At 64.2% G+C, this 15,417-nt stretch carries 19 protein-coding genes; 15 read left to right on the top strand and 4 right to left on the bottom strand.

The window, feature by feature from the left end:
- The first annotated feature begins 28 nt into the window (after positions 1–28).
- From IVB23_RS39295 to IVB23_RS03910, 3 genes are all read left to right on the top strand, one after another.
- A complete protein-coding gene (locus IVB23_RS39295; protein ID WP_253075441.1) occupies positions 29–1,609 on the top strand; it encodes an SNF2-related protein in 1,581 nt (526 codons plus the stop codon).
- A gap of 20 nt (positions 1,610–1,629) precedes the next feature.
- Positions 1,630–2,433, top strand: a complete 804-nt coding sequence (locus tag IVB23_RS39290) for a DEAD/DEAH box helicase (protein ID WP_253075440.1) — start codon at positions 1,630–1,632, stop codon at positions 2,431–2,433.
- Positions 2,434–2,729: 296 nt separating this feature from the next.
- Positions 2,730–3,950, top strand: coding sequence for an MFS transporter (locus tag IVB23_RS03910; RefSeq protein ID WP_247802500.1), 1,221 nt, complete (start codon positions 2,730–2,732; stop codon positions 3,948–3,950).
- 21 nt (positions 3,951–3,971) lie between these two features.
- On the opposite strand, the gene IVB23_RS03905 is transcribed toward IVB23_RS03910, so the two are convergent.
- Positions 3,972–4,358, bottom strand: a complete 387-nt coding sequence (locus IVB23_RS03905) for an ester cyclase (protein WP_247802499.1) — start codon at positions 4,356–4,358, stop codon at positions 3,972–3,974.
- A gap of 55 nt (positions 4,359–4,413) precedes the next feature.
- Positions 4,414–5,286, bottom strand: a complete 873-nt coding sequence (locus IVB23_RS03900) for a bifunctional helix-turn-helix transcriptional regulator/GNAT family N-acetyltransferase (RefSeq protein WP_247802498.1) — start codon at positions 5,284–5,286, stop codon at positions 4,414–4,416.
- Between the two features lie 207 nt (positions 5,287–5,493).
- Between IVB23_RS03900 and IVB23_RS03895 the strand changes: the two genes are divergently transcribed.
- The 11 genes from IVB23_RS03895 to IVB23_RS03845 all read left to right on the top strand — a co-directional run bounded on the left by IVB23_RS03895 (position 5,494) and on the right by IVB23_RS03845 (position 13,800).
- Positions 5,494–5,925, top strand: coding sequence for an SWIM zinc finger family protein (locus IVB23_RS03895; protein WP_247802497.1), 432 nt, complete (start codon positions 5,494–5,496; stop codon positions 5,923–5,925).
- Positions 5,926–5,932: 7 nt separating this feature from the next.
- Positions 5,933–6,220, top strand: coding sequence for an SNF2-related protein (locus tag IVB23_RS03890; RefSeq protein WP_247802496.1), 288 nt, complete (start codon positions 5,933–5,935; stop codon positions 6,218–6,220).
- A complete protein-coding gene (locus tag IVB23_RS03885; protein ID WP_247802495.1) occupies positions 6,217–7,365 on the top strand; it encodes a helicase-related protein in 1,149 nt (382 codons plus the stop codon). The genes IVB23_RS03890 and IVB23_RS03885 overlap by 4 nt, the downstream gene beginning before the upstream one ends.
- A 157-nt stretch (positions 7,366–7,522) precedes the next feature.
- Positions 7,523–9,178 (top strand): acetolactate synthase large subunit, encoded by a 1,656-nt coding sequence (locus IVB23_RS03880; protein ID WP_247802494.1) that lies wholly within the window; start codon positions 7,523–7,525, stop codon positions 9,176–9,178.
- A gap of 223 nt (positions 9,179–9,401) precedes the next feature.
- Positions 9,402–9,749, top strand: coding sequence for a Lin0512 family protein (locus tag IVB23_RS03875; RefSeq protein WP_061876728.1), 348 nt, complete (start codon positions 9,402–9,404; stop codon positions 9,747–9,749).
- Between the two features lie 4 nt (positions 9,750–9,753).
- Entirely contained in the window at positions 9,754–10,446 is a 693-nt protein-coding gene (locus IVB23_RS03870; RefSeq protein WP_197966728.1) for a GNAT family N-acetyltransferase, read from the top strand.
- Positions 10,447–10,515: 69 nt separating this feature from the next.
- Positions 10,516–11,700, top strand: coding sequence for a serine hydrolase domain-containing protein (locus IVB23_RS03865; protein ID WP_197966727.1), 1,185 nt, complete (start codon positions 10,516–10,518; stop codon positions 11,698–11,700).
- A 112-nt stretch (positions 11,701–11,812) separates the two neighbouring features.
- Positions 11,813–12,478: a DUF429 domain-containing protein gene (locus IVB23_RS03860; RefSeq protein WP_247802493.1), complete on the top strand. Its 666-nt coding sequence runs from the start codon at positions 11,813–11,815 to the stop codon at positions 12,476–12,478.
- Positions 12,475–12,846: a hypothetical protein gene (locus IVB23_RS03855; RefSeq protein ID WP_197966725.1), complete on the top strand. Its 372-nt coding sequence runs from the start codon at positions 12,475–12,477 to the stop codon at positions 12,844–12,846. The genes IVB23_RS03860 and IVB23_RS03855 overlap by 4 nt, the downstream gene beginning before the upstream one ends.
- A 13-nt stretch (positions 12,847–12,859) precedes the next feature.
- Complete coding sequence (locus IVB23_RS03850; RefSeq protein WP_197488606.1) at positions 12,860–13,006, top strand: hypothetical protein; 147 nt, start codon at positions 12,860–12,862, stop codon at positions 13,004–13,006.
- Positions 13,007–13,095: 89 nt separating this feature from the next.
- A complete protein-coding gene (locus tag IVB23_RS03845; protein WP_247802492.1) occupies positions 13,096–13,800 on the top strand; it encodes a glutathione S-transferase N-terminal domain-containing protein in 705 nt (234 codons plus the stop codon).
- 6 nt (positions 13,801–13,806) lie between these two features.
- Here the strand turns inward: IVB23_RS03845 and IVB23_RS03840 are convergent, their stop codons facing one another.
- Positions 13,807–14,178 carry a tRNA-binding protein gene (locus tag IVB23_RS03840; protein WP_158670023.1) on the bottom strand — a complete coding sequence of 124 codons (372 nt, stop codon included), beginning with the start codon at positions 14,176–14,178 and terminating at the stop codon, positions 13,807–13,809.
- Between the two features lie 103 nt (positions 14,179–14,281).
- Between IVB23_RS03840 and IVB23_RS03835 the strand changes: the two genes are divergently transcribed.
- On the top strand, positions 14,282–14,641 hold the full coding sequence (locus IVB23_RS03835) for an ArsC family reductase (RefSeq protein ID WP_061876721.1): 360 nt from the start codon (positions 14,282–14,284) through the stop codon (positions 14,639–14,641).
- Between the two features lie 3 nt (positions 14,642–14,644).
- Here IVB23_RS03835 and IVB23_RS03830 read toward each other — a convergent pair whose 3' ends face one another.
- Positions 14,645–15,325, bottom strand: coding sequence for a PAS domain-containing protein (locus IVB23_RS03830; protein ID WP_247802491.1), 681 nt, complete (start codon positions 15,323–15,325; stop codon positions 14,645–14,647).
- Positions 15,326–15,417: the final 92 nt, after the last annotated feature.

Here is a 15,417-nt window from a genome sequence, read left to right as displayed (position 1 = left end):
GGCCGCCGGCCTGATCGGGGTGGCGCATTTGGGCCTGCCGCCCCGACTGGCCTTCCAATTTCTGTCGGCTCCGGCCATTCCGCGTGCGCAGGTGGAGGAAGTCTCGCGCCGCCTCAGCCAGAGGCTTCCCGAGCTTCATCATGGCCTCTTGCCGGCGCAGCCGACCGTTGCGGTGACGATCGAAGAGGACCCCCGGCCGGTGCTGCGGCTGCGGCGAAGTCACCTCGCCGGGTACTACTACCACGCGCGCGGCGGAGCCCAGCAGCGCGGGCCGGCGGCCGTCGCCAGCCTCGGATTCCGCTATGGCGGGTTCGATATCGATCCGACCCAGCGCGCGAGCCGGGTGGAGCTGTTTCAGGCCGGCAAGTTGTTTGCGATCACGCGGCGACAGGGCAAGGAAAAGCAGGCACGCAAGCGGCTGGCAGATGTCGGTCTTCGCGATGCGAGGGCAGTTCTGCCGACGCTCGATTACCGCCATGCCGCGGACTTCACGCTGAGCGACCAGGGCGACTGGTTCGACTTTCTCGCACAGCATGCCGGCCAGTTGCGGTCGGAAGGTTACGAGATCCTGGTCGACGACGATTTTCCGTACCGGCTCGCGGACTCCTCCGGCGACTTCGATGCCGCGCTGGAATCGAGCGGCATCGACTGGTTCGAGCTGGAGCTCGGCATCGACATCGACGGTGAGCGCCAAGACCTCGCCCCGCACGTGGCCGCGCTGGTCTCGGCGCCCGGCTTCACGCCGGACCGGTTGAGGCAACTCGCCGACAAGGGCGAGCGGTTCTATCTGCCGCTGGCCGACGGCCGCCAGCTGGCGCTGGCCGCCGATCGCTTCCTTCCCCTGGTGTTGGCGCTGCACGGCCTGCACCTGAGTGGCAGCCTCGATGGTTCGAAGAAGATCAGGCTGTCGCAAGCCGAAATCGTTCCGCTGCTTGGCGTGGAGAACGAGAGGTTCGTCTTTCGCGGCGCCGACAATCTCCGCCGTCTCGCCAACCTGCTTCAGCTGCGTGGATTGGCCGCGCCGGACCTTCCGCCGACGTTCCGTGCAACCCTTCGACCCTATCAGGCCCAGGGCGTTGCCTGGCTCGACCTGCTCCGCGAGAGCGGATTGGGCGGCGTCCTCGCCGATGACATGGGCCTCGGCAAGACGATTCAGGTCCTGGCCTTGATCGCGCTGGAAAAGCAGCGCGGGCGGCTCACGAAGCCGGTGCTGGTCGTCGCGCCGACGAGCCTGATGACCAACTGGTCGGCGGAGAAATTCGCACCGGATTTGAAGGTGCTCGTCCTGCAAGGGCCGACCCGCAAGGAGAAATTTCCGGCCATTGCCGAGCACGATCTCGTGCTGACGACCTATCCCTTGATCGCACGGGATCGGGAGGTGCTGCTGACGCGGGAATGGCACGTCGCTGTGCTCGACGAGGCCCAGACCGTCAAGAATCCCGATGCCGCCACCACACGCTGGCTGCGGGAGGTCAAGGCCGCGCACCGCTTCTGCCTCACCGGCACGCCCATGGAAAATCATCTCGGTGAGCTCTGGTCGATCATGAGCTTCGTCATGCCGGGCTATCTCGGGGACAAGCCGCGTTCTCGCGCTAATGGCGCACCCTGATCGAGAAGCGCGGCGACAAGATGCGTGCCGCGGCTCTGGCGCAGCGGGCCAAACCCTTCCTGCTGCGTCGGACCAAGGCCGAAGTTGCCACGGAACTGCCGCCCAAGAGCGAGATCCTGGAGACCATCGTGCTCGAAGGTCCGCAGCGCGATCTCTACGATTCGATCCGGCTGTCGATGTCGCGCAAGGTTCGCGACGCCATCGCAGAGCGAGGCCTCGCCAAAAGTCACATCGTTGTGCTGGAAGCCCTGTTGCGAATGCGGCAGGCCTGTTGCGATTCGGCGCTGCTGAAGCTGCGCGACGGCGTGGAGCGGCCGTCGGCCAAGCTCGAGCGGCTGATCGAGATGGTATCGGAGCTGTCGGGCGAGGAGCGGAAGATCATTGTCTTCTCCCAATTCACCTCCATGCTCGACCTGGTCCGGCGGCGCTTCGACGCCGACGGCGTGCGCTACAGTCTTCTCACCGGCGATACCAAGGACCGCAAGACGGCGATCGAGGCCTTTCAGAACGGTGCGGCGGAGGTGTTCCTCGTCAGTCTGAAGGCGGGCGGGGTGGGTCTCAATCTCACCGCTGCCGATACCGTCATCATCTTCGATCCCTGGTGGAATCCCGCCGTCGAGGAACAGGCCATCGATCGTGCCTACCGGATCGGGCAGGACAAGGCGGTGTTCGTCTACAGGCTGGTCGCTGCCGGCACGATCGAGGAGAAGATGGACGAGCTGAAGGCCCGAAAACGGGCGCTGGCCGACAGCCTGTTCGAACGCGATGGACAGATCGCTTCGGCGCTCACCGAGGACGACGTCAAGGCCTCGTTCGAGGCTTGACTGAACGCGGCTTGCGGCGAGCGCAGGCCGGCGTTGGCCTCCGGGGCCTGATGCTCTCGAATTGGGGATGATGCCATTATGCCGGTGTTTTGCCCGACAGGTCAAATCGCGCCCTGACATCGCAAATGACCGTCCTTGTAAGTCATTGATCCCGCTGGTGCGGCTACTGTGCATGGGGTTGTTTTTCCAGTTTTTGTTGGCAGGTCACAAAGGCATGCGGCAAAAATGACGTCAGCCTGTCGGCCGGCGCCGTTCCCATTCGTCCTCCATTCAGACAGACCTGACGGGAGACCGACATGACTTCCTCCAATTATCGCTGGGTGATCGTCGCCGCCGGTGGATTGCTCGGCTGCGTCGCGATCGGCGGCATGTTTTCGCTGCCGGTGTTCCTGCAGCCGATCGCAAAGGACACCGGTTGGTCGGTGACGGGCATCTCCAGCGCGATGACGATCGGCTTTCTGGCGATGGCTTTCACTAGCATGGCCTGGGGCACGGCGTCGGACAGGTTCGGGCCGCTGCCGGTGGTGCTGACGGGATCGATCGTGCTTGCGCTCAGCCTGTTCGCGGCGAGCCACGCGACCTCGCTCCTCGTGTTCCAGGTCGTGTTCGGCCTTCTGGTCGGCGCCGCCTGTGCGGCGATCTTCGCGCCGATGATGGCGACGGTCACCGGCTGGTTCGACACCAATCGCAGCCTCGCGGTGTCGCTGGTTTCCGCCGGCATGGGCATGGCGCCGATGACGATGTCGCCGCTGGCGGCCTGGCTCGTCTCCGGCCACGACTGGCGCACCTCGATGCAGATCGTCGCGCTGGTGGTCGGCGCCATCATGATCCCGGTCTCGTTCCTGGTGCGCCGTCCGCCGGCGCTCGCGCAGGCCGCGGCCGCGCCGGCGGGCGAGGGCGCAGCGCAAGGCGAGATGTCGATGGGCGAAGCGTTGCGCTCGCCGCAATTCCTCATTCTGCTTGCCACCAACTTCTTCTGCTGCGCGACCCATTCCGGCCCGATCATCCACACCGTCAGCTATGCCGTGAGTTGCGGCATCCCTCTGGTCGCGGCGGTGACGATCTACAGCATCGAGGGGTTTGCCGGCCTCGGCGGACGCATCGCCTTCGGCCTGATGGGCGACCGCTTCGGCGCCAAGCGCGTGCTGGTCTCCGGCCTGCTGCTGCAGGCGTTCGGCGCGCTCGCCTACGTCTTCGCGCATCAGCTCACGACGTTCTATGCGGTCGGCGCCATCTTCGGCTTCATCTATGCCGGCACCATGCCGCTCTACGCCGTGCTCATCCGCGAGAACTTCCCGCTCAAGATGATGGGCACGGTGATCGGCGGCACGGCGATGGCCGGCAGCCTCGGCATGGCGACCGGCCCGCTCGCGGGCGGCCTGATCTATGACGCTTTCTCCAGCTATGCCTGGCTCTATATCGCCTCCTGGGCGATGGGCCTCGGTGCCTTCCTGATGGCGATGACGTTCCGCCCCTTCGCAAAGCCGCAAGGCGAAGTGGCGCCTGCGGCGGCGTGAGTTCAAGATCGAGGCGGGGCGTCAGAGCTGCGCCTCGATTGCCGCCTTGTCGATCACCGACCAGACCTGCCGGATCTTTCGGTCTTGAAATTCGTAGAACACGTTCTCGCAAAAGGACACGCGCCTTCCATTGACCGCAAGACCCAGGAATGTTCCGGCTGGCGTGCAATCAAACTTCAGCCGGGCCGCAATGCGGGGAGGATCGGAGATCAGCATCTCGACGTGGAACTGCAGATCTGGAATCTCGCGAACGTCCCGCTCCAGCATCGCGCGATAGCCCGCCAGTCCAAGGGGCCGCGCGTTGTGGACGACCTCCTTATGCACGAATTGTCCGAGAGCCGACCAGTCCCGCCGGTTCAGGCAAGCGATGTAGTCGCCGTAGATGGCGGCGAGGTCGTCTTTCGTCATGGCGAAGCTCCTGCGGCTTCGATCATAACGCACGAGGATTGCGAACCGGTCCAGCTCAGAGGCGCTTCTCGAAGAAAAGGTCTGGATAGGGATCGTCGTTGAAGCGCGGGATCTCGCGCCAGCCTGTGCTGCGATAGAGCTGACCGGCTTCGGGCAGCGCACTGTTGGTGTCGAGCCGCAGCAGCGTGATGCAGAGTTCCCGCGCCGCGCTCTCGGCCGCATCCATCAGGCGGCGGCCGAGCCGCAATCCGCGCGCGGCAGGCGCCACCCACAGCCGCTTGATCTCGGCATAGCCGTGATCGGTTCCCTTCAAGCCCACGCAGCCGATCGGCAGCCTGTCCGACATCGCGACGATGAAGGTGCCGCGCGGACGGCGCATGTCCTTGGCATCCGGACCGCGCGACAATGAGACGTCGAAGCCGTGTTTGAAGCGGCGGCCGAGCTCGGCATAGTACTCGCCGAGGCAGTAGCGCGCTTCCTCGCACCGCGGATCCATCTCTTCCAGCGCCACGCGCTCGCGCGTCAGCGCGGAGGCGATCAGGTCCATCGCCGCCAGCAGCGCCTCGCGCTGCGAATGTTGCGCGAGGAAGCCTTCCGCCTGCGCGTTCGACAGCGCCTCGTAGGCCGCGAACTCGCGACGGCCCGCCCGCGTCAGCTTTGCCATGCGCCGGCGCGCATCGTCTTCGCGCGCGGTGGTCTCGATCAGCCCTTCGTCCTCGAGGCTGCGGAGCAGCCGGCTCATCAACCCGGAATCGAGACCGAGATAGTCGCGGATTTCCGCCACGTCCGAGCGCCCGTGCCCGATCGCATTGAGCACCCGCGCTGCCCCAAGCGGCCGGCTGCGCCCGAGGAACGAATTGTCGAGCGCTCCAACGGAGGACGTGACGGCACGGTTGAAGCGGCGAACGCGGGAGACGGCATCGAGCATGATGTCTGACTTTAGTCAGATATTTCGGTCTGTCAATCGCGCCCGTCGCCAAGCCACAACGCGCACGGAGGTCCGCGCGACGCGCGCATTTCTCCCCGGGCCTCAGCCCTCTCGAAGTCGGCAGTGGATTTCGTCCGAGGCCGGTTATGTCGCGGTTGCACCGAGGCTACAAATCGCACCCCATAATTCGTGAAACGGAAGCCGGAAATGACGATTTCGACAGGACTCACCGAGGCCCGCAAGCAGCCTAAGCTGTCGCGCACCTCACCACCGACGGATTTGTCGCCGGTCGAATGGCAACGTGGCCTGCGCCGCCAGTTCGGCCGCGAGCAGTCCTTTCGCCTGGAGAACATCGGCGCCGAACCCTTCTTCTCCGAATTCAGGGTCACTAACCCGGTTTTCAAATCGAGCTATCGCGTCGTGATCCGTGGCCCTGGGCCCGGTGGCAATTTCTGCTCATGTCCGGACTATGCGACCAAGGAGCTCGGCACCTGCAAGCACCTCGAGTTCACGCTGGCCCAGCTGGAAAAGAAGCGCGGCGCGAAAGCGGCGTTTGCGCGCAGCGACAGAAGGCCTATATCGAGGACGATTTTTGCAAGATCACGAACTATGAGAAGCTGCAGCCCGATCTCGACTTGATCGGCGCTTGGTCACCGGAACTGGCGTTGTCGATGAGGCGCAGCGCGTCAAGAACTGGAATACGGTTGCCGCGCGTGCGCTGAAGCGCATCGACAGCCCCTATGCGATCGTGCTGACGGGAACGCCCCTGGAAAACAAGCTCGAAGAATTGGTCTCCATCGTGCAGTTCGTCGATCAGCATCGTCTGGGTCCAACCTGGAAGCTCCTGAACGAACATCAGGTCAGGATGAGACCGGTCGTGTCACCGGCTATCGTGATCTCGGCAGGATCGGCGAGACCCTCGCACCCATCATGATCCGTCGGCGCAAATCGGAGGTGTTGCGGCAGCTGCCCGATCGCACCGATCAGAACGTGCTGATTCCCATGACCGGTCCGCAGATGGAGCTGCACCGCGAGAACGCCGACCAGGTGGTCAAGATCGTGCAGCGCTGGCGCAAGACCAAGTTCCTGTCGGACAAGGATCAGCGTCGGCTGACCTGTGCGCTCCAGAACATGCGGATGTCCTGCAACAGCACCTATCTGCTCGACCAGGAGAGCGATCACGGTCTCAAATCGGACGAACTCGCCGCGCTGCTCGATCAGCTGTTCGTCGTGCCGGACGCAAAGGCGGTGGTATTTTCACAGTGGACGCGGACACACGATGTGGTGATCCGTCGGCTTGCTGCGCGCGGCATCGGTTATGTCACTTTCCACGGCGGCATCCCTTCGGAGAAGCGGCCCGAGCTGGTCCAGCGCTTCCGGGACGATCCGGCCTGTCGCGTGTTCCTGTCCACGGACGCAGGCAGCACGGGTCTCAATCTCCAGCATGCCTCGACGCTGGTGAACATGGACCTGCCGTGGAATCCTGCCGTTCTCGAGCAGCGTATTGCCCGCGTCCATCGGCTCGGCCAAGCCCGTCCGGTACAGATCGTCAATTTCGTCGCGAAGGGGACGATCGAAGAAGGCATGCTGTCGGTGCTGGCCTTCAAGCGCTCTCTGGCGGAGGGCATTCTCGATGGGGGCAGCAACGAGGTCTCGCTGGGCGGATCGCGGCTGACCCGCTTTATGAAGGACGTCGAGAGCGTCACTGGAAGCATGGGAAGTGGCGAGGTGGCCACGGCGGCGGAGGAGGTGGGACAGGTCGATGGTGCCGCCGAGGCTGGACCAGCCGACGAAGACGCCGCGGCGGCGTCGACCGCGCAAGCCCGCGAGCGCACCAGCGAAGCTCGGGACGTCGCGGCGACCGATCACTGGCAAGGTCTGGTTCAAATGGGTGCGCAGCTCGTCGGCGCCATCGTGGCGGCGCGCGGCGATGGCGCGATCGGACATCCATGGGTCGAGCGCGATCCGACAACAGGTGCGCACAACCTCAAGATTCCGCTTCCGCCTCCGGAGACTGCAAGGCGACTGGCGGACTTGCTCGGCGCACTGGCCGCGACCTTGCGTGGTGGAACGGCTTGAGGCTGCCAGGGCGCTGCAGGATGTCGCGGCGCTTGCAGTGACGAGGTTGATTTAATTGCGCCTCTCTTTGTGAATTGTGCCCGCGCCGCGGAGCGTTACCATCGGCTGCTGCCGTGGAGTACGGGAGCCGGATTACTGGGAGGCGGCATTGAGCGGGATGGAACGCAAAGCGAAGGGATCTGACCTGTTTGTCGCGGCACTGGAGAATGAAGGTGTCGACAGGATCTTCGGCATTCCCGGCGAAGAGAATCTCGATCTGGTCGAATCGCTGCGCGCCTCCAGGATCGAGCTGATCCTGACCCGCCACGAGCAGGCCGCCGCCTTCATGGCCGCCACACATGGGCGGCTGACCGGCAAGCCCGGCGTCTGCCTGTCGACGCTCGGCCCCGGCGCGCTCAACCTGTCGACGGGGGCGGCCTATGCGCATCTCGGCGCGATGCCGATGATCCTGATCACCGGCCAGAAGCCGATCATGAGCAGCCGGCAGGCCCGGTTCCAGATCGTGGACGTGGTGGCGACCATGAAGCCGCTGACGAAGCTGTCGCGGCAGATCGTCAGCGCCTCCAGCATTCCGACCGTGGTGCGCGACGCCTTTCGCGTCGCCATGGAGGAGCGGCCCGGGCCGGTGCATCTCGAATTGCCCGAGGACATCGCGGGCGACGAGGTGCCTGCGGTCCCCGTGATCCAGGTCCATCCGATCGAGATCCCGGTCGCCCATCGTGCGGCGCTCGACCGCGCCGCCGAAATGATCATGGCCGCAAGGCGCCCGCTGGTGATGATGGGCGCGGCGACCAGCCGGCCGCGGTCGACCCACGGCATCGCAAGCTTCGTGCGGCGGACCGGCATTCCGTTCTTCACGACGCAGATGGGGAAGGGGACCGTGCCCGGCGGCACCAATCTTTATATGGGGACCGCCGCGCTGTCGGAACGCGACTACGTCCATGACGCGATCGATGCCGCCGATTTGATCGTCGCGATCGGCCACGATCCGATCGAGAAACCGCCCTTCATCATGGGCCCCTCGGGCCCGAAGGTCATTCACGTCAGCTACACGCCGGCGAGCGTCGAGCAGGTCTATTTCCCCGATGCCGAGGTCGTCGGGGACGTTGGCCCGAGCCTGGAACTGCTGGCGGATCGGCTCGAAGGCAAGCTGCCGCAGGCCGCGGCGCTGCTCCCGCTGCGCGAAGAGATCCTGGGGCATATTGCCGATCGCGCCACCGAGGCGCGCTGGCCGCCGACGCCGCAGCGCATCGTGCACGACATCCGCCAGGTGATCCCCGAGAACGGCATCGTCGCGCTCGACAACGGCATGTACAAGATCTGGTTTGCGCGCAACTACCGCACCCGCGTCGCCAACACGCTGCTGCTCGACAACGCACTGGCGACCATGGGCGCCGGCCTGCCGTCGGCGATGATGGCCGCGATGCTCTATCCGGATCGCCGCGTGCTCGCGGTCGCCGGCGACGGCGGCTTCATGATGAACAGCCAGGAAATGGAGACCGCGGTCCGTCTCAAGCTCAATCTGGTCGTGCTGGTGCTGGAGGACAACGCCTACGGCATGATCCGCTGGAAGCAGGCCGTCGATCATTTCGCCGATTACGGCATGACGTTTGGCAATCCCGACTTCGTAATCTACGCGAAGGCTTACGGGGCGAAAGGGCATCGGATCGAGAGCATCGACCGCTTTGGCCCGACTCTGGAGGCCGCATTCGAGGAGGGCGGCGTGCATCTCGTCTCGATCCCGATCGACTATTCGGAGAACGTGCGGGTACTCGTCGACGAGCTGCGCGCACATGAGAAATCAAAGGCGTGACGACAGCGGCCTCGTGCCCCGGACGCAGCGCAGCGCTCCTTCAGCGGTGCGCTGCAGAGCCGGGGCCCATGCATCAGCGAACTCTGTGGCTTCCTGGGTCCCGGACGCGCAGCAACGCGAGAGCGTTGCTGCGCGTCCGGGACACGAGAGGGGCGAGCGCACTTGTGCTGCGGTCGCCGATCGCCGACACTCCCAATCATCCAATCAACCACAGGAATATGAAATGACTCGCGTTCGTTGTGTCACCGAGATGGGCATGGGCGTCGACGTCCACGGCAGGGACGCCACCAAGGCGGCCAAGCGTGCCGTGTCGGATGCCATCAGGCATTCGAGCCTCGGCTTCTTCCGGATGATCGGCAAGACCGCCAACGACATGTTCGTCGATGTCACGATCGCGGTGCCCAATCCGGAAAGCGTGGACAAGGAAGCCGTCGCCAGGGAGCTGCCTTACGGCACGGTGACTGTCAACGCGGTCAAGGGCGGGCTGGAGATTCCCTCGGCCACGGAAGTAGCCAACGACCCCATTCTCATCGCCAATGCCGCCGTCATCGTCAGCTTCGACAAGGACTAGGCCGATGTCCGACAGCGATGAGGCGCTGCTGGATCGTCCGATCTGGAGCGCGCTGACAACCAGCCAGAAGCACCTGGCGGAAGGCGGCCCGCGGGCGCTGCGCTATCCCGTGGACATGACCCCGTTTGCCGACATGGTCGACATGTCCGAGGCAAGCTTTGTGGCGCTCGGCGATCTCATGTCGGGCTCGCAAGTCGCGGTGCTGTTCACGCCCGAGCCGGTCGAAATTCCCGCCGGCTTCAAGGTGCTGCTCGCCGAGCCCGGCGAGCAGATGATCGGTTCGCCCGCCGACGCTTCGCTGCGCGATGCCGAGATCGTCCGCCTGGGCGCGGCCGACGTTCCGGCCATGATGGCACTGACCGAGCTGACCAAGCCCGGGCCGTTCGCGGCGCGGACGCACGAACTCGGCACCTTCCTCGGCATTCGCGCGCGCGGAGGGCTGGTCGCCATGGCCGGCGAGCGGATGAAGCCCGGAAATTTCACCGAGATGACGGCGGTCTGCGTGCATCCCGATCATCGCGGGCGCGGTTACGCACAGGCGTTGCTCGCCGCCATCGCGCGCCAGATCGAGGCGCGCGGGGAAATTCCGTTCCTGCACGTGTTCTCGAGCAATACGTCTGCCATTGCGCTGTACCAGCGGCAGGGCATGCGGACGAGGCGCCGCCTGCAGGTCACAGTGCTGATGAAGCAGGGATGAACCGCGCGATGGGCTTCATGTTGTGCGAAATCTCGCTATATCGATTCCAACCACAATTGGGGGGAGCCCGTGGACGCCAGAACACCTGATTTTTCCGCCGTACGGACGGCGATGCAACGCTACGTCGATCAGGAGATCATTCCCGGCGTATCCTGGGCCGTGCTGCGCGGCCGCGAGGTGGTCGATCAGCAATGCGTCGGCTTTGCCGATCGCGAGGCGAACACTGCGCTGCGGCCCGACCACATCTTCCGCGCGTTCTCCAACACCAAGATCTTCGTGACCTGCGCGATCATGCTGCTGGTCGAGCAAGGGCGCATCGGGCTCGATGACCCCGTCGAAAAATTCCTGCCGCAGCTCGGCAATCGCAAGGTCCTGAAGCAGGACGCTTCGAGCCTTGCCGATGTCGAACCGGCGAAGAGCCCGATCACGATCCGCCAGCTTCTGACCCACACCTCCGGTCTCAGCTACGGCATCTTCGATCCCGGCACGGTGCTGTTCAAGGGCTACAACGATACGCGTGTGCTCAATCCATTGACCGCGCTCTCGGACATGATTGACAAGCTCGCCGATCTGCCGCTGTCCTATCATCCCGGCACCGCCTGGGAATATTCGGTCGCGACCGACGTGCTCGGCCGCGTCGCCGAAGTCGTCTTCGGCCAGCCGCTCGATGCCTTCCTCAAGGCGCGCATCTTCGATCCCCTCGGCATGACCGACACCGGTTTCCATGTCCCCGAGGCGGAGCAGGGCAAGCTGGTCGCGCTCTACAATGGCGCTGACGTGCTCGACCCGATGAAGCCGGGTCTCACGCGTGCCGACGATCTTCCCTTTCCGCAAGCCTATCGGCGGCCGTTCCCGAGGCTCTCGGGCGGCGGCGGTCTGGTCTCGACCTTGCCTGATATGCTCGCACTGATCCGCGCGCTGCTGCCCGGGTCTGACGCGCTGCTCAAGCCGGAGACGCTGCGGCTGATGATGACGAACCAGCTCCCGGCGGGGCAGACCATCCGTTTCGCCACGCTCGGCCCTATCCCCGGCAAGGGCTTTGGTCTCGGCGGCGCCGTCACCTTCGCGCCTACGCCTCTCGATCCCTCGAACTCGACCGGCGAATTCCAGTGGGGCGGCCTTGCCGGCACCCATTGGTGGATTTGCCCTGAGGCCAATACCGCCGGCGTGCTGATGGCCCAGCGCTACATGGGCTTCTGGAATCCGTTCTTCTTCGAGTTCAAGCGCCTGGCCTATCAGGCGGTCGGAGGCTGACCGCCAAAAAATTGCACGCGCCCGCGAATCCTTTTCGGCCAGCGCGCCCTCTTGATGGTCGGGGTATTCAGCCTCGGCTCATCTCAGAGGATGCGATATCGGAATCCATAGATTGCCAAACTATCTCGGCCTCGATGGATTTCGCTACGGCTGGGTCGCAGCCTGGATCGACGAGCGCGGCGATCACGGCTTCGACTACTCGCCGGGCCTGACGCGCCTGCTCGCGCTGCCGCATGCGCGCGCGATGATCGACATGCCGATCGGATTGAATCCGAGCGGCTACCGCGCTTGCGATCTACGCGCCCGCGAGCTGATTGGCCCCGCCGTATTTCTCGGTGCGCGCCGCGACCTCTGGACATTCCCGGACATGGCCACGGCCAATCGGCATTACTGGGAGCAGGAAGGCAAGGGCAGGGGCGTGTCGGCGCAGCTCTGGAATATCAGGGATAAGATCAGAGAGGTCGACGAGGTCATGACGCCGGCGCGGCAGGCGACGATCGGCGAAGCGCATCCGGAATTGGTGTTCTGGAATCTGGCAGGGCGCGTGCGGCTCGCGCCGAAGACGTCGCCGCGGGGCCGCGAGCAACGCGTTGCGCTGCTGAGAGACCGGGGCTTCAGCAAGGTCGAAAGATGGCTGACGCTTCGCCACGGCACCGGCATCGGCCGCGACGATCTCATCGATGCGTGCGCCTGCGCGGTCGCGGCACGCGACAGTACGCAACGTGTCGGCGGCGAGGAGATCGATCCGCGCGGATTGCGGATGGAGATCAACTGTTGAGGTCAGCCCTCCCAATCGCCATTGTTTTCGAAATGGCTGCGACTATTGCGGCCTGGATTCGAGGAGACGCCCTCGTCGTTCAGTCTTGTTGCTCTCGCTTGGTATTCGTCGGCCATCGCTCGCAACCGTTGCGCGGCTTCGCTGTGCGCGAGATCGTTCGCGACGCGGCGACAGCGTTCAGCGTGATCGAGCAGAGCGCGTTTCTCGATGTTCATCCAGCGACAACGCTCGAGGAGGGCATTGGTCCCTCCGCGGGCTGCCGGAACAGCGCGATGTCTTCGCAGCGCAATCCGGGAAAAAATAGCAATATTTCAATGTCGCCTCGGAACGTGGCGCTGGAGCCGACGTTTTATGCCATAGGCTGTTGAGGGACAAAATGCCATGTACGACGTGTGCCAATTGGCGACCGCGATGCTCGCGATCGCCTTTACGGCCGTGCTGTTGATCACGGGTGAACGGTTCATCGAGCATCGACTGCAGCATGAGGCAATGACCCCGATCGTGGCGATGGCAACGCTGCCGCGATAGGCGCAGGTTCGCCGGGACGAAGTGTGACTTGCGCCGCACGGCGCCTCGCCTAGATTGAGCACGCCTCAGTCCATGCACCAAAGGTCCCGATGTCCGATCTGTCCGCCTTTCCCATCACCAAACGTTGGCCGGCGAAACGTCCCGAACTGCTCCAGCTCTATTCCTTGCCAACGCCAAACGGCGTCAAGATCTCGATCATGCTGGAGGAGATCGGACTTCCCTACGAAGTCCATCTGGTCGATTTCGGCAAGGACGATCAGAAGACGCCGGAGTTTCTCTCGCTCAATCCGAACGGCAAGATCCCGGCGATCCTCGACCCCAACGGTCCCGGGGGCAGGCCGCTGCCGCTGTTCGAGTCTGGAGCGATCCTGCAATACCTTGCAGAGAAGACCGGCAAGCTCCTGCCTGAGGATGCTGCGCGGCGCTACCAGACCATCCAGTGGGTGCACTTTCAGATGGGCGGCATCGGGCCGATGTTCGGCCAGGTCGGCTTCTTCCACAAATTCGCCGGCAAGGATTTCGAGGACAAGCGGCCGCTCGAGCGTTACGTCGATGAGTCCAAACGCCTGCTCGGCGTGATGGAGACCCATCTTTCCGGCCGGCAATGGTTCATGGATGACGACTACACCATCGCCGACATCTCCATGCTCGGCTGGGTGCGGAATCTCATCGGGTTCTATGGCGCCGGCGATCTCGTGGCGTTCAGCCAGTTCAGGGCGGTCAGCGGCTGGCTCGAACGCGGGCTGGCGCGTCCGGCGGTGCAGCGCGGGCTGAACATTCCGAAGCGGCCGTGAGCTTCCCTAGAACAGGCGTCCGCCGTTCGGCACGGGCCTGCTCGGCTGCACCAGCACGACCTTGCCGTTTGCATCGGGGAAGCCGAGGGTCAGCACCTCGGACACGACCGGGCCGATCTGGCGCGGCGGGAAGTTGACGACGGCCGCGACCTGTTGCCCAACGAGGGTATCGAGCGGGTGGTTTTCGGTGATCTGGGCCGAGCTCTTGCGCACGCCGATGGCGGGGCCGAAATCGATCCAGAGACGCCAGGCCGGCTTGCGCGCCTCCGGAAACGGCTTGGCGTCGACGATGGTGCCGACACGGACATCGACCGCGAGGAAGCTGTTGAAGTCGATCGTCGGTGAGGCGGCAGCTGCGGGATCGTGGGTAACGTGCATGGGATGTTCGCTCGGAGAGTTGGGGTGTCCGCAATATTGTCGCGCGAACCGGAGTTTCGTACAACGCCGCAACCGAAGCATCACGCATGCACGAGGAAACGTCTTGTCCAACATCATCTACGGCATCAAGAACTGCGACACCATGAAGAAGGCCCGCGCCTGGCTCGATGCTCATGGCGTGCCTTACGAGTTTCACGACTACAAGGCGGCGGGCGTGGAGAAGGACAAGCTCAAGCAGTGGAGCGACAAGGTCGGCTGGGAGACGCTGCTCAATCGCGCAGGGACGACCTTCAAGAAGCTCCCGGACTCCGACAAGGAAGGCTTGAGCGAGAAGAAGGCGTTGGCATTGATGCTAGCGCAACCATCGATGATCAAGCGGCCGGTGCTGGAAATCGGCAGCAAGCTGTTGGTCGGCTTCAAGCCGGATGTCTATGCCAAGGAGGTCGGCGCCAAAGGGCGCTGACCGCTAGTTCAGCTCGATGGTCTCGGCGGTGATGGCGGGCTCCGGCTGGTCGGAGAACTCGACCGTCTCGGCAGGAGCGATGCGGGCAGGGGCACGATGAAACAGCTCCCGATCGATCACAGCGCGTAGCTTTGGACGCGGCAGCGCGTCATTTCCGCGCATCAGGTTCTTGATCTCGAAGCCGCCGTCCTCGCAGAAGGTCTTGATCGACGCGACGACGTGGCAGACCTTGCCGTCGGTCTGGAAGGGCAGCAGCAGCCGTTCATAGGCGACGATGCGCCCGTAGACGTCCTCGACATTGGCGACGCTGTAGACGGGCAACCTGCGCGCGACGCATTCATGATAGATCGGCAACACGTACGGCGCGAGCCGCGGCCCGACGTAATCATCGAGCGAAACGCCCTTGCCGGTATGTCCATAGGCACGCGAGATGCGCGTGCCCTCGCTCTGGATGACGAGGCGCGGCGTCGGCGTCGAAGATTCGACCGTATAGTAGATGAGATCCGAGAGCTCTTCCTCGAGTCGCGCGGGCTGATACTCCCAGATCGCCGGCGCGATCTGCTGGCGCGCATAAAGTCGCAGCCACGTGTTCAGGAGATCGCGTTGCCGGATCGATTTGACGACGGAGGGAGCGGCGTTTGCAAAATCCAAAGCAATATTCTCCGCACGTGAAGACGCGCGCATGATCCCGCTTGTGGGAAAATTTTCGATGAAGGCTGGCGCACGGAACGAAAGACCGTTAACGACGGCTTGATGGCCGGTGCCTTGCGAACCGG

It is taken from the genome of Bradyrhizobium sp. 191, from assembly GCF_023100985.1.
Taxonomy (GTDB): Bacteria; Pseudomonadota; Alphaproteobacteria; order Rhizobiales; family Xanthobacteraceae; genus Bradyrhizobium; species Bradyrhizobium diversitatis.
The sequence above is the reverse complement of the archived record's forward strand: the minus strand, read 5'-3'. Positions and strand labels throughout refer to the sequence as shown.